General features: G+C 64.8%; 12 protein-coding genes. 2 read left to right on the plus strand and 10 right to left on the minus strand.

Features of this window, described 5'->3' with window-relative positions; genetic code table 11:
* Nucleotides 1–5: 5 nt before the first annotated feature.
* The 6 genes from AC244_RS15460 to hutF form a co-directional block, all read right to left on the minus strand.
* A complete protein-coding gene (locus AC244_RS15460) occupies nucleotides 6–590 on the minus strand; it encodes a HutD family protein (RefSeq protein WP_053249719.1) in 585 nt (194 codons plus the stop codon).
* Nucleotides 587–2,074 carry an HAL/PAL/TAL family ammonia-lyase gene (locus tag AC244_RS15465; protein ID WP_053249720.1) on the minus strand — a complete coding sequence of 496 codons (1,488 nt, stop codon included), beginning with the start codon at nucleotides 2,072–2,074 and terminating at the stop codon, nucleotides 587–589. Before AC244_RS15465 ends, AC244_RS15460 begins: the two co-directional genes overlap by 4 nt.
* Complete coding sequence (locus tag AC244_RS15470) at nucleotides 2,067–2,894, minus strand: quaternary amine ABC transporter ATP-binding protein (RefSeq protein ID WP_053249721.1); 828 nt, start codon at nucleotides 2,892–2,894, stop codon at nucleotides 2,067–2,069. Before AC244_RS15470 ends, AC244_RS15465 begins: the two co-directional genes overlap by 8 nt.
* Complete coding sequence (locus AC244_RS15475; RefSeq protein WP_053249722.1) at nucleotides 2,887–3,744, minus strand: ABC transporter permease; 858 nt, start codon at nucleotides 3,742–3,744, stop codon at nucleotides 2,887–2,889. The genes AC244_RS15470 and AC244_RS15475 overlap by 8 nt, the downstream gene beginning before the upstream one ends.
* 162 nt (nucleotides 3,745–3,906) lie before the next feature.
* Entirely contained in the window at nucleotides 3,907–4,941 is a 1,035-nt protein-coding gene (locus AC244_RS15480; protein ID WP_053249723.1) for an ABC transporter substrate-binding protein, read from the minus strand.
* 34 nt (nucleotides 4,942–4,975) lie between these two features.
* Complete coding sequence (gene hutF, locus AC244_RS15485) at nucleotides 4,976–6,349, minus strand: formimidoylglutamate deiminase (RefSeq protein WP_053249724.1); 1,374 nt, start codon at nucleotides 6,347–6,349, stop codon at nucleotides 4,976–4,978.
* Nucleotides 6,350–6,486: 137 nt separating this feature from the next.
* Here hutF and hutC point away from each other — a divergent pair, with 137 nt between their 5' ends.
* A complete protein-coding gene (gene hutC / locus AC244_RS15490) occupies nucleotides 6,487–7,230 on the plus strand; it encodes a histidine utilization repressor (protein ID WP_053249867.1) in 744 nt (247 codons plus the stop codon).
* A 63-nt stretch (nucleotides 7,231–7,293) separates the two neighbouring features.
* Nucleotides 7,294–10,221 carry an aminotransferase gene (locus tag AC244_RS15495; protein WP_053249725.1) on the plus strand — a complete coding sequence of 976 codons (2,928 nt, stop codon included), beginning with the start codon at nucleotides 7,294–7,296 and terminating at the stop codon, nucleotides 10,219–10,221.
* A gap of 26 nt (nucleotides 10,222–10,247) precedes the next feature.
* On the opposite strand, the gene AC244_RS15500 is transcribed toward AC244_RS15495, so the two are convergent.
* The 4 genes from AC244_RS15500 to AC244_RS15515 are packed head-to-tail and all read right to left on the minus strand — an operon-like array spanning nucleotide 10,248 to nucleotide 14,446.
* On the minus strand, nucleotides 10,248–11,522 hold the full coding sequence (locus tag AC244_RS15500) for an aspartate aminotransferase family protein (protein WP_053249868.1): 1,275 nt from the start codon (nucleotides 11,520–11,522) through the stop codon (nucleotides 10,248–10,250).
* A 41-nt stretch (nucleotides 11,523–11,563) separates the two neighbouring features.
* Nucleotides 11,564–12,385, minus strand: a complete 822-nt coding sequence (locus AC244_RS15505; RefSeq protein WP_053249726.1) for an N-formylglutamate amidohydrolase — start codon at nucleotides 12,383–12,385, stop codon at nucleotides 11,564–11,566.
* 15 nt (nucleotides 12,386–12,400) lie between these two features.
* Nucleotides 12,401–13,747 carry a glutamine synthetase family protein gene (locus AC244_RS15510; RefSeq protein ID WP_053249727.1) on the minus strand — a complete coding sequence of 449 codons (1,347 nt, stop codon included), beginning with the start codon at nucleotides 13,745–13,747 and terminating at the stop codon, nucleotides 12,401–12,403.
* A 36-nt stretch (nucleotides 13,748–13,783) separates the two neighbouring features.
* Nucleotides 13,784–14,446, minus strand: coding sequence for an isochorismatase family cysteine hydrolase (locus AC244_RS15515; RefSeq protein ID WP_082366867.1), 663 nt, complete (start codon nucleotides 14,444–14,446; stop codon nucleotides 13,784–13,786).
* Nucleotides 14,447–14,483: the final 37 nt, after the last annotated feature.

The raw sequence follows: 14,483 nt of genomic DNA on the forward strand, positions 1-14,483 counted from the left end.
CGGTGTCAGACGCCCTGCGCCGTGTCGATCTCGATGAAAAACAACTTGCACCGTGCGGGTGCCTTTAACGTGGCGGTAAGCGGCCCGGAGAGCATCAAGGCGTCGCCGGCCGAAAGCACCATCGTCTGACCGTTGGCATCCAGCGTCACTGCGCCGCGATGGCAAAAGAGCACGGCGGTGGCTGCCTCGCTCACGAGCGAATCTTCGCCCTCGATCGCGAGCCTGCGCACGTGATGCGTGAGCTTGCCTCTGCGCGTCATGACGTTGAGGTCGACGATCGTACCGTCGATCAGGCTCGCCGATGTGGCGACGTCGGCGGGAAAGGCGAGGGGTGCATCCACCTCAGTCAATCGGGCCGGATCGCGCCCGTCGATCAGAAGCGTCATGCCGTTGCCTTCGAGGATCGACAGCGTGCGGTCGATGCCGGGAAAGGCGGAGAATGGGCCGTCGCTTGCGACGGTCGCCATGCTCACCCGCCAGTCAAATTCCGAGAGGGACGCACTCTCCGGAAAGACTGATATCTCGATGGTTTCGCCACCGCCGTTTTTCCAGGGCATGCGCTTGTGGCCGGAGGCAGGCAGGAGCTTCATGGCGTGCTTTCCTGAATGACGAGGCGCATCCGGTCGAAATCCTCGTTCATCGGCCGGTCGTCGGCATAGATGGGAATGGCGGCGCGGATGCGTTGGTAGAGCGCCTCTGTGCGTTTCGCCTTGGCGGTGGCGCGCGGCTGCAGGTCATAGGCCTGTGCGGCGGCGAGCAGTTCGATCGCGAGGATGCGTTCGAGGTTGTCGACGATGGCGAGCGCCTTCCAGGCGGCGGGCGTGGCGTGCGTCAGGATATCCTCCTGCAGCGCCGAGGTGATGCCGCCATCGAGGCTTGCGGGTGCTGCCAGCCGGCGGTTTTCCGCGGCAAGGGCGGCGGCCGTGTACTGGGCGATCATGTAGCCGGAGGAGACGCCGCTGTCGCCGGCGAGAAAGGCGGGCAGGCCGCTGACGAGCGGGTTCACCAGCCGGTCGATGCGACGCTCCGATATGGCCGCAACTTCGGCGACGGCGACCGCCAGGCTGTCCATGGCAAGGCCGAGCGCTGCTCCAACCGCATGGGCCTGCGAGTGCACCTCCGGCGCTTCCGGGGTGCCGGATACGGCCGGGTTGTCGGTGAGGCTTGCCAGTTCCCGGTTCACCACTTCCGCGACATGGTCGAAGGCGTCGCGCGCCGCGCCGTGCACATGCGGCACGGCGCGCAGGCTCAAGGGATCCTGGGTGCGCGTGCCCGCGCTTGCCGCCAGCATCGGGCTATCCGCGAGAAAATCGCGCAGCGTCTCGCCGACCGCCTGCAGTCCCGCAGATTGGCGCAGCGCCAGCGGCCCGGCGGCAAAGGCATTGGCCTGGCTGCCGAGATTTTCATAGGTCAGCGCCGCTGCCGCATCCGCCCAGGCGAAGAGTTTTTTTGCGCGCGACAGCGCCAGGGCTGCCAAGCCGGTGGCGCAAGGCGTGCCGTTGACGAGGCTCAAGCCCTCCTTGGCCTGCAGGCGCAGGGGCTGGAGGCCAAGCCGGCGCAGCGCCTCGGCGCCGCTCAAGGTTTGCTTGCCGTCGTTTACCTGGCCATGGCCGATCAGCACGAGGCCGATCGAAGCGGCATGGGTGAGATAGCCGACCGAACCACGCGACGGGATGTTGGGGATGAGACCGGCATTGAGCAGCGCCGTGAGCGCCTCGACCGTCTCGATGCGAACGCCGGAGTAGCCATGGGCAAAGTTGGCGATCTGGGCGGCCATTACCGCCCGTGCCTCAGCCCGCCCGAGCGGCTCGCCGACGCCGCAGGCATGGCTGAGGATGATGTTGCGCGACAGCGCCTCCTGGTTTTCCCTGTCGATGATGACATCGCAAAGCGCGCCGACGCCGGTGTTGATGCCGTAGCCGCGAATGCCGCGATCGACCAGCGCCTCGACCACGGCACGGGCATTGACGATGCGCGTACGGGCGGCTTCGGAAAGCGTCAGGTGTGCGCCGGTTGCGACCGCGGCGATTTCCGCCCAGTCTGCCGGTCCATCAAGGGTGATGGTTTCAGTCATGCGCTTCCGGCCTTCCCTGGCGACGTTGGACGAACCGGGCGACATAGTCGTTGGCGGGCTTGTCGAGAATATCGTCCGGCGTTCCGACCTGCACCACCTGGCCGTCCTTGAGGATGGCGATTTCCGAACCGATGCGCAAAGCCTCGTCGAGGTCATGGGTGATGAAGACGATGGTCTTCGACAGGTTCTGCTGCAGCTGCAGCAGCTGGTCCTGCATGTCGGCGCGGATCAGCGGATCGAGCGCCGAGAAGGCTTCGTCCATCAGGATGACATCGGTATCGGCGGCAAGCGCCCGGGCAAGCCCGACGCGCTGCTTCATGCCGCCCGACAGCTGATGCGGGAACTTGGCGTCGTAGCCGGAAAGACCGACGGTCTCGATCCACTTCATGCCAATGTCGCGGCTGTCTGCCTTGGAGAGGCCCCGCACGCGCTGGCCGTAGACGACATTCTGCAACACGGTGCGATGCGGCATCAGCGCGAAGCTCTGGAACACCATGCTGACGCGGTGCATGCGGAAGGTGCGAAGCGCCTTGGCGTCGAGGTCGAGGATGTTGCTGCCGTCGAAGACCACTTGGCCGCTGGTCGGTTCGATCAGCCGGTTGATGTGGCGCACCAGCGTCGACTTGCCCGAACCGGACAGGCCCATGATGACGAAGATCTTGCCGGCGCCGATCGTCAGGCTGACGTCGTTGAGGCCGACGCTGCAGCCGGAGCGGGCAAGGATCTCCGATTTATCGAGGCCGTCCTTGGCCATGGCGAGCGCGGCCTTGGCGTCTTGGCCGAAGATCTTGTAGACGTTGCGGATCTCGATATCAGCCATTGCGGGGATCCTCCGTCCGGCTCTTGCCGAAACCTTGCGTGATGCGGTCGAGTACGATTGCCAGAATGACGATGCCGATGCCGGCTTCCAGGCCCTTGCCGACGTCGAGCGTCTGGATGCCGTTCAGCACCTGCTCGCCGAGGCCGCGCGCGCCGATCATCGAGGCGACGACCACCATCGACAGCGCCATCATGATCGTCTGGTTGAGACCGGCCATGATCGTCGGGGTCGCGAGCGGCAGTTCGACGCCGAAGAGGATCTGGTTGGGGCTGCCGCCGAAGGCGGTTGCCGCTTCGACGACTTCGTGATCGACCTGGCGGATGCCAAGATCAGTGAGGCGGATCAGCGGCGGCACGGCATAGATGATGGTCGCAAGGATCGCCGGAACCTTGCCGAGGCCGAAGAGCATGAGCGCCGGGATCAGATAGACGAAGCTCGGCATGGTCTGCATCACGTCGAGCACCGGCAGCGTGATGTTGCGCACCAGCCGGCTCTTGGCGACGAGAATGCCCATGGGCACGCCGATGGCAACCGACACCAGCGTCGCCATCAGCATCAGTGCCAGCGTCTGCATGGTGAGGTCCCAGAGACCGAGCACCCCGACGAAGAACAGGAGCGCGCCGACGGCGACCGTCAGCGTCCAGCGCTTGGAACTCTGCCAGGCGAGCGCCATGAAGGCGAGGATGACGACCCACCAGGGCAGGCCGCGCAGGATCCATTCGATGAAGAGAACGGCTTTCAGGATCACCGCGCTGATCGCCTTGAAGACCCAGCCATAGCTGCTGACCAGCGTCTGGATGAACTCGTTCACCGGCGCGCGGATGGAGAGATTGAGGGAATCCGGAAACATCGGATGTCGTTCCTTGCTCGGGCCATGGACGGGCGCAATTCTGCGGCCGATGGCGCTTGCCTCGGGGTGTCGAAGGTCGGGGCCGGCGCGGATCCGATAGGACCGCCCTGTCTCAGACAGAGGCGAGGCGCATCAGAGCCGCGTCGGCCGACCGAACGGACTTTACTTCAGGCTGGCTTCGATCTTGCCGCGGGCCTCGTCGGAGACCCACTTGCCCCAGACGTCGCCCTTGGTCTGCAGGAACTCGGCCGCTGCCGCCACGGCATCGACCTTGTTGTCGGTCATGTAGGCCAGGCTGCCGTTGACGTCTTCGAGCGGGAAGGTCGCCTTTTCCAGGATGGCGATGATTTCGGGGGCTTCCTGGGCGAAGGTGCTGTTGACGCCGTAGGAGACGTCTACGGACGGGAAGGCGCAGCCCTGGTCGCGCTTGCCGGTGGCGCTCGAAAGCTCCTTCCAGCAGGCTTCGTTGTAGGCCGGCTCTTCAAGCTGCACGAGCTTGAACTTGCCCATGATCGCCGTCGGCGACCAGTAGTAGAACAGGATCGGCTCGCCCTGCAGGTAGGCCGAGGTGATGGCGGAATCGAGCGCGGTGCCGGTGCCGGGGCGGAAGTTCACATAGGTCTCGCCGAGTTTGTAGGCATCGAGCTTGGCAGTGCTGACGCCCTCGCAGGTCCAGCCGGAGGGGCAATTGAGGAAGCGGCCCTTGGACGGCTCCTCCGGATCGGCGAAGATCTCGACGATCTTGGCGTCGGAAAGCTGCGAGACGCTCTTCAGATCCGGGGCCTTCGCCTCGATGTTGCGGCTGGCGTCGCCCTTGATGACGTATTCCGGCACGAACCAGCCTTCGCTGGCGCCGACGAAGGTCTTGCCGACGGCGACGACCTTCTTTTCCTCGACGGCCTTGTTCCAGATGTCGGAGCGGCCGAGCCATTCCTCGGCGAAGATCTGCACGTCGTTGTTGGCGGTCGCCTGTTCGAGCGTCACCGAATTGCCGGGGATCGAATCCACCTGGCAGTCGTAGCCCTTGGAGAGAATGGTTTTCATCACTTCGGTGATGAAGGCGCCGCTTTCCCAGTCGATGCCGGCGAAGGTGACGGTCTTGCCGTCGCCGCAATAGGAGGCGCTGGCGTTGCCGGCTGAAGCGCCAAGCACGAGGCCGGTGGCGGCGAGGGTGAGTTTCAGTTTGCTGATCGACATGCGTATTCCCCTTTTTTGATATTCGCTGCGATTGCTACTTCAGTTTCATAAGCACCCGCGCGAAGGCGCGGTCGATGTCTTCCTCCCGGTCGTGGCGTCCGTTGCGGATCTTCCACTGTCCGGCGACCATGACGTCGCGGACGGTCTCGCCACCGAGTGCAAACAGCCAGCGGTCGAGAATCTGATTGCCGCTTGCGGCGGCGATGTACGGATTGGAGCCGTCGAGCACGACGAAATCGGCGCGCGCGCCGACCGCGATGCCGGCGGTCTTGTGGCCGACCGCCTGGGCGCCGCCCTTGAGTGCCGCATCGAAAATAGTGTGGCCGACCGAGGCGCCCGGGCCGGCAAGCCGGTTGCGACGGCGATCACGCAGGCGCTGGCCATATTCGAGCAGCCGCAGTTCTTCGGCAACGCTGGTTGCCACATGGCTGTCGGTGCCGATGCCGAGGCGTCCGCCTTCGGCCATGTAATCGACCGCCGGAAAAATGCCGTCACCGAGATTGGCTTCCGTTGCCGGGCAGAGGCCGGCAACCGCGCCGGATCGTGCCAGGCGCTGTCTCTCCTCGTCGGTCAGATGGGTGGCGTGGATCAAGCACCAGCGCTCGTCGACGGGCATTTCGTCGAGCAACCACTGAACCGGGCGACGACCGCTCCAGGCGAGGCTGTCCTCGACTTCCTTGGTCTGCTCAGCGACGTGAATGTGGATTGGCCCGTCGACGGGCGCGCGTTCGAGGATCGTGCGCATCTCCTCCGGCGTCGCGGCGCGCAGCGAATGGATGGCGTAGCCGAGTGTCTGGCCATTGTCGCCGCAGATCGGCGCCAGTCGCTCCAGCAGCGCGAGGAACTGATCGGGATCATGCAGGAAGGGGCGCTGGCCGGCATTCGGGGCGACGCCGCCGAAATTGGCGTGGGCGTAGAAAACCGGCAGATGCGCGAGGCCGATACCGGTCGACTGCGCGGCAGCGAGAATGCGCAGCGACATTTCGGCCGGGTCGGAATAGGGCGTGCCGTCGGCCGTGTGATGCAGGTAATGGAATTCGGCAACATGGCCGAAGCCGCCCTTCAGCATCTCCATATAGAGCTTGGCGGCGATCGCCTCGACGTCGTCGGGGTTCACCAGGCCGACGGTGCGGTACATTTCTTCCCGCCAGGTCCAGAAGCTGTCGTTGCCGCTGCCGGCGACTTCGGCAAGCCCCGCCATGGCGCGCTGGAAGGCATGGGAATGCAGGTTGGTGATGGCTGGAATGAGCGGTCCGGCAACGCGCTCGTCGCCATCGGCGATCGTCTGATCGGTCTCGATGGAGACGATGCCGCCGGACGCGTCGAGCGCAATGGCGACATTCTGCGCCCAGCCGGTCGGCAGAAGCGCATAGTCGGCGAAGAGCCGGTTGACGGGAAAAGTTGCCATGTTGCGATTTTCCTGTACGTAGTTGTATATGGAACTATAGATATTTTACGGTGGCGCGCAAGCGCGAAATGAACGAAAAGAATCATTGCCGGATACGCATGATTTGTTCGGCATCCGAAAAGACGGGGCAAAAGCCGATGACGGCACTCAGGCGAAGGAACGACATGGCCGCATTCGAGGACGGACCGGTGCCACGCTACGAGGCGGTGAAGCAGTTCATCCGCACCCGCATCGACAGCGGGGAATGGCCGGCACATCACCGCATCCCTTCCGAAAACGAGATCGTCGCCGATCTCGGCGTCAGCCGCATGACTGCCAACCGGGCGCTGCGCGAGTTGGCAACCGAGGGTGCTATTACCCGCGTCCAGGGGGTCGGGTCGTTCGTCGCTGCACACAAGGGCAGCACGGCGCTGCTTGAAGTGCGCAATATCGCCGACGAAATCCGCGAGCGCGGCCATGCGCACACCTCGCGCATGACGCTGATGCAGGAAGAGGTCGCGCCGTCGGAAATTGGCTATGCGCTTGGGCTTGTGACCGGTGCGCGGGTTTTCCATTCGATCATGGTTCACTCGGAAAACGGCCTGCCGATCCAGATTGAGGATCGCTTCGTCAACCCGGCCATCTGCCCGAAATATATGGAGCAGGATTTCCGCGACATGACGCCGAACGCCTATCTGACGGCGGTCGCACCGATCACCCGCACCGAACAGATCGTCGAGGCGGTATCGCCGCAGCCATGGGAATGCAAGCTGCTCGGCATCGATCGCAACGAGCCCTGCCTGATGATCCGGCGTCGCACCTGGTCCGACACCGCCAATGTGACGACGGCGCGCCTTCTCTACCCTGGGACGCGCTATCGCCTTGAAGGTGTGTCGCAATAGCCGGGAGACCCGCTCGGTCGATTCGGAGGTCGGCATGGTGCCGGATGTGAGGGAGGCAACACTATGGTTGAAGACGCGCTGAAGCTTCGCACGCAGCTGCCAAGGCCCGATGTGACGCCTGAGGACGTGGCGCGCATTCTTTCGGAGCATTTCGGCCTCTCCGGCGCCTTGACCGAACTGGGAAGCCAGCAGGATCGCAACTACCGGATCGACACCGACGAGGCCCGTTTCGTGCTGAAGATCTGCCAGGCGGCCTATGACCTGCAGGAGCTGCAGGCCCAGAACGCCGCCTTGCTGCATCTCGCCCGTCAGGCCGGCTCGGTGCGGGCGTCGCAGGTCGTGCGGGCGCTCGACGGCAACGACATCGTCGACGTGACGGTGCGTGGCGAGGCCTATCGCGTTCGTCTGCTCACCTATCTCGATGGCGTGCCGTTGACGCGGCGCAAGTATCTGGCGGCCGAAACCGTGGCTGCGCTTGGCGACATCGCCGGGCGGCTGGCGGTCGCGCTTCGTGATTTCGATCATCCGGGCCTTGACCGTGAACTGCAATGGGACCTGCGGCACGCCGCCCCGGTCGCACTGCACCTGCTTGCCGCCATGACCGACGAGGGCCTGAAGAAACGAATTGCCGAGGCCATGGTCGGGGCCATGCGCCGGCTGCAGCCGCTGACCGCCGATCTGCGCATCCAGGCCATCCACCACGACGTGACCGATGACAATGTCGTCGGTCAGCCGGATGCCGCCGGCCGGCCGATTCCGGATGGCGTCATTGATTTCGGCGATATTCTGAAGGGCTGGCTCGTCGCGGAACTGGCGGTAACCTGTGCCTCGCTGCTGCACCATGCCGATGGCGATCCTCTCTTCATTCTGCCGGCCGTCCGGGCCTTTCACGCGGTCTGCCCGCTTGAGGAAAGCGAACTGAAGGCGTTATGGCCGCTGATCGTCGCGCGCGCTGCGGTCCTGGTCGCCAGTTCCGAACAGCAGCTCACCATCGACCCTGATAACGCCTATGTGCAGGGTAACGCCGCGCATGAACGCGAGATCTTCGACGTTGCCGTCTCCGTGCCGCCGGCCCTGATGCAACATGCGATCCTGCGCGCCGTTGGTGCTGCACCGGAGGCGACGACGCCGGTGGTGGGCGAGGGACTGCTCATCGAGATAGAGCCGGCCGGCGTGCGCCAGATCGATCTTTCGATCCTCAGCCCCTTGCTTCCCGAGGAGCGCTGGCAGCACGGTGGCCTTCCGACCTCGCTGCTGCAGACGGCAGCGCATGCGATCGGGATGGCGTCGACCCGCTATGGCGAGTATCGGCTGACCGAGAGCGCACTTCGGGCGTCAGTGCCTACGCCAACCTTTGCCCTGCATGTCGATCTCTGCTTGCCGACCGGGACCATGGTCAGGGCACCCTTTGCCGGCCGGATCGAATGGCATGCCGAGCGGATGGCTCTGAACGGCGGGGCGGGCGTTCTCCACCTCTCCGGTCTCGAGCCGCCTGAAGATACCGATGAGACGGTCGCCGCCGGCATGCCGATAGGCGTGGTGGTCGAGGCCGGCCACGGGCTCGGCCTGATGCGGGTGCAGCTCTGCCGCGAACCGGGGCTGATGCCGCCGCTGTTTGTCCCGGCCCATCAGGCGGACGCCTGGCGCGTGCTCTGCCCGTCACCATCAGGCATTCTCGGTTTCGACTGCGATGCACAGACGCCGCATTCGACCGAGCTGCTTGATCGCCGCCAGCAGCATTTCGCCAGGCCGCAGAAGAACTACTACCGCACGCCGCCGCAGATCGAGCGCGGCTGGAAGGAACACCTGTTCGACGTCGAGGGCAGGGTCTATCTCGACATGGTCAACAACGTCACCATCCTTGGCCACGGCCATCCGCGGCTGGCGGCCGCGGTCGGCCGGCAATGGTCGCTGCTCAACACCAATTCACGTTTCCACTATGCCTCGGTCGCCGAGTTTTCCGAACGGCTTGCCGCACTGGCGCCTGATGACCTCGATACGGTCTTCCTCGTCAACAGCGGCTCGGAAGCCAACGATCTCGCCCTGCGGCTTGCCTGGGCTTTTTCCGGCCAGCGCAACGTCGTCAGCCTGCTCGAGGCCTATCACGGCTGGACGGTGGCGAGCGACGCGGTCTCGACATCGATCGCCGACAACCCGCAGGCGCTCAGCACCCGCCCGGACTGGGTGCATGCCGTGGTGGCGCCCAACACCTATCGTGGCCCGTTCCGCGGCTCCGACACGACCGACAATTATGTGCGGTCGGTGGCCACCAAGCTGCGCGAACTGGAGGATGAGGGCCAAGGGCTTGCCGGCTTCATCTGCGAGCCGGTCTATGGCAATGCCGGCGGCATCCCGTTGCCGAAAGGCTATCTCGATGCAGTCTATGCCATGGTCCGGCAGCGCGGCGGTGTCTGCATCGCCGACGAGGTGCAGGTCGGCTACGGCAGGCTCGGCGACTATTTCTGGGGTTTTGAGGAGCAGGGCGTGGTGCCCGATATCATCACCATCGCCAAGGGCATGGGCAACGGCCATCCGCTCGGAGCCGTCATCACCCGGCGCGAGATTGCCGATGCGCTGGAGAAGGAAGGCTATTTCTTCTCGTCAGCCGGTGGCAGTCCCGTGAGCTCCGTTGTTGGGCAGACGGTGCTCGACCTTATCGAAGAGGAAAAACTGCAGGAAAACGCGCGCGTCGTCGGCGGCTACCTCAAGACGAGGCTCGAAGCGCTGGAGCAGCGGTTTCCGCTCGTCGGTGCCGTGCACGGCATGGGGCTCTATCTCGGCGTCGAGTTCGTCCGCGATCGCGAAACGCTGGAGCCGGCAACGGAGGAGACCGCTGCCATCTGCGATCGGCTTCTTCAACTTGGTGTCATCATGCAGCCGACCGGCGACCATCTGAACGTCTTGAAGATCAAACCGCCGCTCTGCCTCAGCCGGGAAAGCGCCGACTTCTTCGCCGACATGCTGACGCGCGTGCTGGAAGAGGGTTGGTAGGGAACGGTCTTGCCGGCGGGCAGCCTTTACCAGCCGGCAAAGTCGGCAAGCACCGCGTCGGAAACCCGGCCGGCTGCGACATCGCCGAAGGCGCGGTCGAGAATGTCGAGCGCCTGATCGATGTCCGCGTCCGATATGGTCAGCGGCGGCGTCATTTCCAGAACGTTTGAGTTCATGCCGACATAATAGACGACGAGGCCGAGCTCATAGGCGCGGTAGATCAGCTTGGCGGTTTCCTTTGCTGCTGGCGCGCGGCTTTCGCAGTCGACAACCAGCTCCACGCCCGAGGCAAGGCCGCGTCCGCGCACGTCGCCGATCAGGGCGTGGCGCCCGGAAAGTTGCCGCAGGCCCTCGCGCAGGCGCTCGCCCTTTCGATGGGCGGCCTCGGCGAGACCCTCTCGCTCGATGGTTTCGAGCACGGCGAGGCCGGCCGCCGTCGAGACCGGGTTGCCGTGCAGGGTCTGCATCGCAAAGGCGGTGGCGCAGTCCAAAATCTCGGCCGGGCCGATCGCTGCCGAAAGCGGCAGGCCGCCGCCGAGCCCTTTGCCGATCGTCAGGATATCGGGCACGAAATCCTCGTGCTCGAAGCAATGCATCTTGCCGCTGCGGCCGAGACCGACCTTGACCTCGTCGCAGACGACGAGAATGCCGTGTTGCCTGCAGAGATCGGTGAACTTTTTGAAGAACCCCTTCGGCGGGACGATCAGCCCGCCGTCCGACTGGATCGGCTCGATGAAGGCGCAGCCGATCCGTTCCGGCGGCGCCGTCGTCGCGAACTGCTGTTTCAAGAGATCGAGGATCGCTTCGCCGCTGACGTCGCCCTGGAAGGGCCGGTAGGGGTCGGGGTAGGGCAGCAGGATCAGGCCCTCCGCCTTGGTCGCATCTGACTGGACGCTGTGCCCGGAAAAGGCCATCGAACCGATGGTGCAGCCGTGATAGGCGCCGACAAAGGAGATGACGCCGCTGCGGCCGGTAGCCTTCGCAACCGCCCGGAAGACCGCTTCGTTGGCGTCCGAGCCGGAATGGCCGAACCAGACCTTGTTGCGTCCCATGCCAGGGAAAAGGCTGAGCAGTTTTTCCGCAAGAGCGGTCGCGGGTGCATTGGCGGCGGACAGCACGCTCGCGCCCGCCGGGTTGGCGACGGCGCGCGATACCGCCTCGACCAGTGCGGGATGGCCATAGCCAAGGCTGGCAGCCCCCCACGTGCCGGAAAGATCGATCAGTTCACGACCGTTGTCCTCGACGAGGCGTGCACCATAGCCGCCGGCGATGGCAAGCGGAAAGAACCGCAGTTTTTGCATGTTGGCGATCGCTTGTCCGTCCCTCGCATAGAGGCCCTCGGTCACGGGTGGCACTCCTTGAGGCTCGTCTGGAGACAACGGGTCAGTCGTTCACCCCAGGCCTTTACGCCTACACCGGTATCGATCAGGTCATGCCTGACTTCGATCAGCACGCCCGGCAGCTTGCGCGCGTCGGCATGCACCGGCACAGTGTAGTCCTCGTCCGGATGAATATTGTAGGGCTCGTTGTCGCCGATCGTCAGCTGCTCGTCGCTGCTCAAGTCCCGGATCAAAGACTGTGCGAAAGCCTCGGCGTCGCGATAGAGAATGCCCGCCTGCCACGGCCGTGGCTTGCCGAAATAGACGGGGGTGAAGCTGTGTACGCCGACGACGAACGGCCGCTCGCCTTTCGCTTCTAGCAGGTCGAGGCGTCGTGCAACGGCATCGGCGAAGGGCTTGAACAGCGTGTCCACCCGCTGCTTTCGCTCCATCTCGCTCAGATCCCGGTTTGCCGGGATCTCCGTCGTTTCGCTCACTTCCGGAATGAAGGACGGCGCTGAAAGCGGGCGATTACAGTCGATCACCAGCCTGGAATAGTTGGTAAAGAACAGCGGCGCGTCGAGGCTGAGGCTCAAATGCTGGGCGAGCGCCAGCGCACCGATGTCCCAGGCGATATGGCGCCGGCGCTCGTGTTCGGGCAGGCCCATGTCGCCGAGTGCGCGCGGCATGCGGTTGGACGCATGCTCGCACAAGAGCAGGAACGGCGACTTGCCGTCCGGGTTGAACACCGCATAGGGCGGCGGCTCGTCGATCGCCAGAAGCGGCTGGCGCGGGTCGTGCCGTCCGTGTCGGTCGGGGCTCTTGATGGCCGTTGTCGAAGTCATGGGAGCCTATCCGTATCAGTAGACGGCCGCGTAGCGGGCGCAGAGTTCGTCGGGCGAGAGGCCGTCGACGATCTCGATTTCCTTGCGCTTCATCGCGACGTAGCAATCGAGGAAGTCCTTGGCGAACCAGCCGGTCACCACCGTGTCTTCAGCAAGCGTTTCGAGTGCTTCCGGCAGGCTGGAAGGCAGCCGGCGGATGCCGAGCTTCTTCTGGTCCTCGTCGGAAAAATTGGAAGGATCCGAGTTGATCAGCGGCGGCTGTTCGAGCCCGGCCCGGATGCCTTCGAGTCCGGCCTTGAGCAGGACGGCCAGCGACAGATGCGGGCTCGCGCAGGCGTCGGCGGCGCGGTACTCCATATTGAACTGTTTGGCCGGGTTGCTGCCGGGCAGGTCGAGCGTCGGGCAGATCCGGAGCGTCGCCTCGCGGTTCTTCTCGCCAAGGCAGGTATAGGCAGCGCTCCAGTGATGCGGCACGAGCCGCATATAGGACAGCACTGACGGGGCGGTGAAGGCGGTCAGCGCCGGCAGGTGGCGGATGACACCGGCCGCGAAAGAGCCGGCAACTTTTGACAGGCGACCCGGGCGCGACGCGTCGAAGGTGACGGGGTTGCCGCTGAGATCGGTGAAGCTGACATGCAGATGTACGCCGTTGCCGACCCCGTTGGCGCTCGTCTTCGGCGCGAAGCTGGCGTTCCAGCCGAAGAGGGCGGCCACTTCCTTGGTGATGGCGCGGATCGTCGCGCCACGGTCGGCCGCCGTCAGCGCATCCGCCGGTCGGCAGGTGATCTCGAACTGGTCCTTGCCGTATTCCGGCAGGAACATTTCCGGCTCGGCGCCCGCCTCCTGCAGCGCCGTCATCAACAGCGGGCCGAAGGGTTCGGCACGGCGCTGGGCGCGCAGGCCGAAGGACGGCGCGTCGGGCCAGTCGACGCCGAGAAGCTGGAACTCCTGCTCGACGGCGGAGATGACCTTCAGGCCGGCCTCGCGCTCGAACTCTTCAAGCGTGCGCTTGAGGAAACTGCGCACGCAGCACTCCCACGGGTCGCCTTTGAGGTCGGTGATATCGGAATGATAGAAATGCAGCGGCGTGACGTCGGGCAGGCAGGTGACGCGCGCCTTGCTGGCGGGGTCGGCCATCAGCCGCAGGTCGCCGGAAGAGCCCCAGGGATTGTTCTCGGCGATCTGGTCGAACGGCGTCAGCGCCAGATTGGCGGGCACCCAGCCGACACCCTTGCGCAGATAGTCGTCGATCTGCGCGGCGGCGAAGCTGCGGCCGCGGGTGATGCCGGCGATGTCGGTGGTGACGAAGGTCGCGAGTTCCGTCAGCGCGGAATGAGCCTTGCCGTTGTTGTTCTCGGTCATGAATTCCCCTCTTGTCTCAAGATCTTTGGCGGCGGCTCAGGCTTGACGCAGGCCCTGAAGGCGGTTGACGACGGTGTCGGTATCGGTGGTCCAGCAGTAGCCGGAGTAGGCGCGAAGGGCGCCTTCGTGGCGCTCGGGGCTGTAGGTCGCGCAGGCGTCGTTGACGACGGTGACGAGGTAGCCGCGGTCGGCAGCATCGCGCACCGCCATGTCGACGCACTGGTCGGTGATGACGCCGGCGATGATCAGGTAGCGGGTGTTGAGGTTGCGCAGGATGTAGTCGATGTTGGTGGAGTTGAAGACGCCGGACGAGGTCTTCGGCAGCACGATCTCGTTGTCTACAGGCGCCAGCTCGGGAATGACCTGGCCCTCGGGCGAGCCCTTCGGCACATGCATGTCGGACAGCTTGTGGTCGAGCGAGCGGTCGCGGCCGTCGAGCGTCAGGCTCTCGATGATGGTGTGCAGCACTTCGCAGCCGGCCTTGCGGGCAGCTTCGAGGATGCGGACCTGGTTGGGGATCACCGTCTGGCGCAGCCGCTTGTGGTAGTAGCTGTCGGCGTCCTGCGGATGGGTCGGATCGAGATTGGGTTCGCACCAGATGCGCTGCATGTCGACGAACAGCACGGAGGTGCGGCCGCGCTCGTAATCGCTGTCGCGTCTCAGCATGTCGTCCCCGACCTTGACTGTAACGGCACTCATTCGGATTCTCCTCGGTTGTGGTTTTCGCCGGGCAAGC

Source organism: Ensifer adhaerens, from assembly GCF_001270265.1.
Classification (GTDB): Bacteria; Pseudomonadota; Alphaproteobacteria; order Rhizobiales; family Rhizobiaceae; genus Ensifer; species Ensifer adhaerens_B.

Coding starts and splice junctions, on each gene's coding strand:
- AC244_RS15500 (WP_053249868.1), bottom strand. CDS start 11,522: ATGCAAAAACTGCGGTTCTTTCCGCTTGCCATCGCCGGCGGCTATGGT.
- AC244_RS15515 (WP_082366867.1), bottom strand. CDS start 14,446: ATGAGTGCCGTTACAGTCAAGGTCGGGGACGACATGCTGAGACGCGAC.
- AC244_RS15480 (WP_053249723.1), bottom strand. CDS start 4,941: ATGTCGATCAGCAAACTGAAACTCACCCTCGCCGCCACCGGCCTCGTG.
- AC244_RS15470 (WP_053249721.1), bottom strand. CDS start 2,894: ATGGCTGATATCGAGATCCGCAACGTCTACAAGATCTTCGGCCAAGAC.
- AC244_RS15510 (WP_053249727.1), bottom strand. CDS start 13,747: ATGACCGAGAACAACAACGGCAAGGCTCATTCCGCGCTGACGGAACTC.
- hutC (WP_053249867.1), top strand. CDS start 6,487: ATGACGGCACTCAGGCGAAGGAACGACATGGCCGCATTCGAGGACGGA.
- AC244_RS15465 (WP_053249720.1), bottom strand. CDS start 2,074: ATGACTGAAACCATCACCCTTGATGGACCGGCAGACTGGGCGGAAATC.
- AC244_RS15460 (WP_053249719.1), bottom strand. CDS start 590: ATGAAGCTCCTGCCTGCCTCCGGCCACAAGCGCATGCCCTGGAAAAAC.
- AC244_RS15495 (WP_053249725.1), top strand. CDS start 7,294: ATGGTTGAAGACGCGCTGAAGCTTCGCACGCAGCTGCCAAGGCCCGAT.
- hutF (WP_053249724.1), bottom strand. CDS start 6,349: ATGGCAACTTTTCCCGTCAACCGGCTCTTCGCCGACTATGCGCTTCTG.
- AC244_RS15505 (WP_053249726.1), bottom strand. CDS start 12,385: ATGACTTCGACAACGGCCATCAAGAGCCCCGACCGACACGGACGGCAC.
- AC244_RS15475 (WP_053249722.1), bottom strand. CDS start 3,744: ATGTTTCCGGATTCCCTCAATCTCTCCATCCGCGCGCCGGTGAACGAG.